Origin of the sequence: Acidithiobacillus albertensis, assembly GCF_001931655.1 — a bacterium.
In the GTDB taxonomy this organism is placed as follows: domain Bacteria; phylum Pseudomonadota; class Gammaproteobacteria; order Acidithiobacillales; family Acidithiobacillaceae; genus Acidithiobacillus; species Acidithiobacillus thiooxidans.
Window position 1 is genome coordinate 2,457,067 of sequence record NZ_MOAD01000001.1, and the last position, 5,138, is coordinate 2,462,204.

At 56.3% G+C, this 5,138-nt stretch carries 4 protein-coding genes; 3 read left to right on the forward strand and 1 reads right to left on the reverse strand.

Annotated elements, in window-relative coordinates:
• On the reverse strand, nucleotides 1-446 hold a 446-nt coding region (locus tag BLW97_RS19130; RefSeq protein ID WP_158025180.1), incomplete at its 3' end, for a single-stranded DNA-binding protein.
• Nucleotides 447-548: 102 nt separating this feature from the next.
• Here BLW97_RS19130 and uvrA point away from each other — a divergent pair.
• The 3 genes from uvrA to trxA all read left to right on the forward strand — a co-directional run bounded on the left by uvrA (nucleotide 549) and on the right by trxA (nucleotide 4,901).
• Nucleotides 549-3,350 carry an excinuclease ABC subunit UvrA gene (gene uvrA, locus BLW97_RS12735; protein WP_031571771.1) on the forward strand — a complete coding sequence of 934 codons (2,802 nt, stop codon included), beginning with the start codon at nucleotides 549-551 and terminating at the stop codon, nucleotides 3,348-3,350.
• Nucleotides 3,351-3,391: 41 nt separating this feature from the next.
• Nucleotides 3,392-3,946, forward strand: a complete 555-nt coding sequence (locus BLW97_RS12740; protein WP_010637614.1) for a hypothetical protein — start codon at nucleotides 3,392-3,394, stop codon at nucleotides 3,944-3,946.
• A gap of 85 nt (nucleotides 3,947-4,031) precedes the next feature.
• A complete protein-coding gene (gene trxA / locus BLW97_RS12745) occupies nucleotides 4,032-4,901 on the forward strand; it encodes a thioredoxin (RefSeq protein WP_065974858.1) in 870 nt (289 codons plus the stop codon).
• The last annotated feature ends 237 nt before the right edge of the window (nucleotides 4,902-5,138 follow it).

Genomic DNA, 5,138 nt, shown 5'->3' on the forward strand with positions numbered 1-5,138 from the left:
GGCGGGGGTGGGGTATCCTGTTTGCGCCCACTGCTGGCCGGGGCTGAAGAAGCATCCGTCAAATGACCGCCGCCATGATCTTCTTCGTCAAAACTGGCTGCACCACCACCGCCCCCGCGTGGACCCACCAATTGCAGCCGGTCACCGATAATTTCAGTGGTGTAGCGCTCCTGACCTTCCTTGTCTGTCCACTTGCGGGTCTGCAATCGGCCTTCCACATAAGCCATACTGCCCTTGCGCAGGTATTCGCCAGCAATTTCGGCTGTACGGCCAAATAGCACGATACGATGCCATTCGGTGCGTTCCTGTTTATTCCCTTCGCGATCCTTGAAATTTTCAGAGGTGGCAATACTGAAATTGGCGATAGCAGCACCACTGGGCTGATAGCGCATCTCCGGGTCCCGGCCCAGATGTCCTAATAATATGACCTTGTTCACTCCCGCCATTGTCAGATCTCCTTGAGTACAAGGGGACGGCCGTCCCCGAAAGCTCTATACTAACCCATCCAGAGAAAAACTCATTCCTGAACCCAAAAAGGCTACGGCTACATGGAACATATCCAGATCCGGGGCGCACGTACCCATAATCTCAAAAACATCTCATTGACCCTGCCCCGGGACCGCCTCATTGTCATCACCGGCTTATCCGGTTCGGGCAAATCCTCACTGGCTTTTGACACGCTCTATGCCGAAGGTCAGCGCCGCTATGTGGAGAGTCTTTCGGCCTATGCCCGGCAGTTTCTGTCGCTTATGGGCAAGCCTGATGTGGATGCCATTGAAGGGCTATCGCCCGCCATTTCCATTGAACAGAAATCCACTTCCCATAATCCCCGCTCTACCGTCGGCACCATCACGGAAATCCATGACTATCTGCGTCTGCTGTATGCCCGCACTGGCACGCCCTGGTGCTGCGGAGCACCCATTCAGAGCCAGACCATCAGCCAGATGGTAGATCAATTACTGGCCCTGCCTGAAGGCGAAAAACTGATGATTCTCGCCCCCATGGTGCGTGATCGCAAAGGCAGTCATGAAGAGGTGATCAGCGCGCTGCGGGCCCGGGGCCTGATTCGTGCGCGGGTAGATGGGGAAATGCTCGAACTGGATGAAATTTCGACCCTGGACAAAAAACGCAAACATCGCGTTGAGGCCGTCATTGACCGCCTGGTGTTGCGCGAGGACAGTGGGCCGCGTCTGGCGGAATCCCTGGAAACCGCCCTGAGCCTCGCCGATGACCAGGCCATCGCCGTGTTGATGGGGCCTCAACATCAGGAAGAACGCCTGTTCTCCGCCCACCATGCCTGTCCCAGTTGTGGACGTTCCTTTCCGGCCCTCGAACCCCGGCTGTTTTCTTTCAACAATCCGGCAGGGGCCTGTCCACGTTGTGATGGCCTGGGAGAAATTACCTTTTTTGATCCGGACCTGATCATTCCTGATCCGGGTGCCAGCCTCAGCGCCGGGGCCATCGCCGCCTGGACCAAGCGCCACAAGGAACATTACACCCCCTTGTTGAAGGCGCTGGCCGCTCATTTTCACTTTTCCCTGGAGTCTTCCTGGGAAGACCTGCCTTTTGAGGTGCGTGAGCAAATTCTGCACGGTTCCGACGAACGTATTACCGTGCAGCAAGGTTCACGGACGCATCAGATTCATTTTGAAGGAGTCATTCCCGGACTGGAACGGCGCCTGCGCGAATCCCAGTCCAATCTGGCTCGGGAAGAAATCATGCGTTACATGGGCCGCCTGCGCTGTCCGTCCTGTCACGGCAGCCGTCTGCGTGAAGAAGCCCGTATGGTCAAGGTGGGGCCTCTGGCCCTTCAGGAAGTGTCAGCGCTGCCCATTCGCGAATCCCTGCAACACTTTGCGCATTTGCAACTGGAGGGCCAGGAAGCCATCATCGCCGAGAGAATCCTGAAGGAAATCAGTAGCCGCCTGAAGTTTCTGGTAGATGTGGGTCTGGCCTATCTGAGTCTGGATCGTTCCGCAGAAACCCTTTCCGGTGGCGAAGCCCAGCGCATTCGCCTGGCCTCCCAGATTGGTGCCGGTCTGGTGGGGGTCATGTATGTTCTGGATGAACCCTCCATCGGCTTGCACCAGCGAGACAATGATCGTTTGATCGGCACCCTCAAACATCTGCGTGATCTGGGGAATACCGTCATTGTTGTAGAGCACGACGAAGATGCCATCCGCGCTGCAGATCATGTAGTGGATATGGGCCCCGGTGCCGGTACCCACGGAGGTGAAGTCATCGCTCAGGGTACTCCCGAAGAGATTCGCGCCAATCCGGACTCCCTCACTGGTCGTTACCTGACTGGTGATTTGTGCATTGCCATTCCCGAACGTCGCCGTCACGACCAGCAACGCTGGCTGGAAGTCATCGGTGCGACAGGCAACAACCTGAAATCAGTCGATGCAAAAATTCCCATCGGCCTGTTTACCTGCATCACCGGCGTCAGCGGCTCGGGCAAATCCACGCTGATCAATGACACCTTGTATCCCGCCTGCGCGCGGGTTCTGATGGGCAGCACGCAGAGTCCGGCTGCGCATCAGCAACTGCGTGGCCTGGAAGCCCTGGACAAGGTCATAGCCATTGATCAAAGTCCCATCGGCCGGACCCCCCGGAGTAATCCGGCCACCTATACCGGACTGTTCACCCCGATTCGCGAGCTTTTTGCCGCCACCAGCGAGGCCCGGGCCAGAGGTTACAATCCGGGGCGATTCAGTTTTAACGTCAAGGGCGGCCGTTGTGAAGCCTGTGAGGGCGACGGCGTCATTCGCGTTGAAATGCATTTTCTGCCGGACATTTACGTATCCTGCGACGTTTGTGCCGGAAAACGCTACAAGCGGGAAACCCTGGATGTGCATTACAAGGGCAAAAATATTCACGAAATTCTCGAAATGACGGTGGAAGATGCCCGCCAGTTTTTTGATCCGGTACCGGCCATTGCCCGTAAATTGCAAACACTGCTCGATGTAGGGCTGGGTTATCTGCGCCTCGGCCAGTCCGCCACCACACTTTCCGGTGGCGAAGCCCAGCGGGTAAAGCTCTCCCGGGAATTATCCCGACGGGATACCGGACGCACCCTATACATTCTTGATGAACCTACCACCGGCCTGCATTTTCATGATATCGCCCTGCTCCTGGTAGTCCTGCAGAAGCTCGCCGATGCGGGCAATACCATTGTGGTCATTGAACATAATCTGGATGTCATCAAAACCGCCGACTGGATTATCGACCTGGGTCCCGAGGGTGGCTCCGGAGGCGGGCAAATCATCGCCACGGGCAGCCCTGACGAAGTCGCCCGCAATCCGGTTTCACACACCGGTCACTATCTGGCGCGACATTTATCCCGATAAATTGCACAATAGTCCTGTGAACATGACCTGGAGCCGTGAATATGTCCGTTCTCCCCGAACGCCGTGAACAAATCCGCAGTGCCCACGCCGCCCTGATCCTGCAGGTAGTTGCAGCCTGCCAGAACCCCCGGCTGCGCGGCGCTGTCGATGACCACCTGCGCGTCGCCGCTGCGAATGGTTGGGGAGAGCTGGTAACCGTCATTCAACAGATTATGGCTGGCAAGCGTGAACTGGGTTTACTGCAGGGACTGGATGAAGAAGACAGTGTCATCGTCGAATCCATTCTGATGGGTCTGCAAAATCCCGAAACTCTTCCCAAAAGTACGGGGCAGGCCGACCCGGGACTGGCGGCCCCGGGGCTGGCCAGTGTCATCCTTGCCGCCCGCCGGGGCGACCCCCAGGCCGTCGCCTGGTTGGGGCAAATGGCCAGTCAAATGCAAAAAGCCGGGGGCGACATGGCCCGTATGGGGGCTGCTCTCGGCCCCTTGTCCCGAGGTTTGGATGATCGTCGCAAGCTGGAAAAAGGCATGGGACCATTGGGTCGCAGCCTGCTTCAGGGGGTACTGGACGAACTCGCCAAAGCCGAATTGCAATAAGGTCCATTCCACCCGAAAAGCTTGAAATGTTGCTTTATCGCCCCTATTTCCCGAGTCAACGTCTTTTTATTTTCAGGAGTATTGCATGGCCACTGGTGAACACATCCTCGAAGTCAACTTAGGTAATTTTCAGGAAGCCGTTATTGAGCTTTCCCAAAAGGCCCTGGTCCTCGTGGATTTCTGGGCACCCTGGTGTGGACCCTGTCGCGCCCTAGGTCCTGTCCTCGAAAAGCTGGCGGAGGAAATGCAGGGTGCTTTTGTTCTGGCCAAAATCAATTCTGATGAAAACCCGGAACTTTCCCGGGAATATCAGGTGCGCGGAATTCCCGCAGTCAAGGCTTTCAAAAACGGTAAAGTGGTAGATGAGTTCACCGGTGCTCTCCCGGAGTCTGCCATCCGCCAGTTTCTTGAAAAGCATTTACCCAAGCCCGGCGATGATCTGCGCGCCGAGGCCATGGCCGCCATGGCCCAGGGCAAAACCGATGAAGCCCAGTCACTTCTGGAAGAGTCCCTGCAAACGAACCCCCAAAACGATCAGGCGCGTTTGGCACTGGCCCATCTCGCCATACAACAGGGACGTCATGCGGATGCTCAGGCACAAATTGATGCCATGTCCCCTCTGTTTCAGATGGAAATCGAGGTCGAGGGTCTGAAAGCATTACTGGAATTTACGGATGCAGCGCGCAAAGCTCCCCCCATTACCACGCTGGAGACAACTATTGCCCATGAAAAAGGCGATGCACGCGCTCTGGCCATGTATCAGCGGGCGCTGGTTCTGCTTTTGCAAGGCCAGGAAGCCGCCGCTTTGGATCAACTGATTGAAATGGTGGAAAGACACAAAAGTTACGACGATGGACTCGCCCGCAAAACCATTCTGAAGATTTTTGCCCTGCACAGCAATCAGGGGCCACTGGTTGAACAATACCGCACCAAATTATCCCGCGCCTTATATTAAGTGTTATGGTAGACCTCAGGCAGGAACTAGATGCTTTATTACCGAGTCTAAACGCAAATGCGTCAATGCTGCAGAACCAAAACTCCAAAGGAGAGTCCTATGGCGAATAGTCGCCCGAAAACCCTGTTGAAACGCCCGAAACTACTGATTACTGCTGTTGTCGCTGCGTGCTTTGGTTTTACCCTGGGCGCCACCGAATGGGCACAGGCCGATGCCACCCCTACGGCTCCCGCCTTA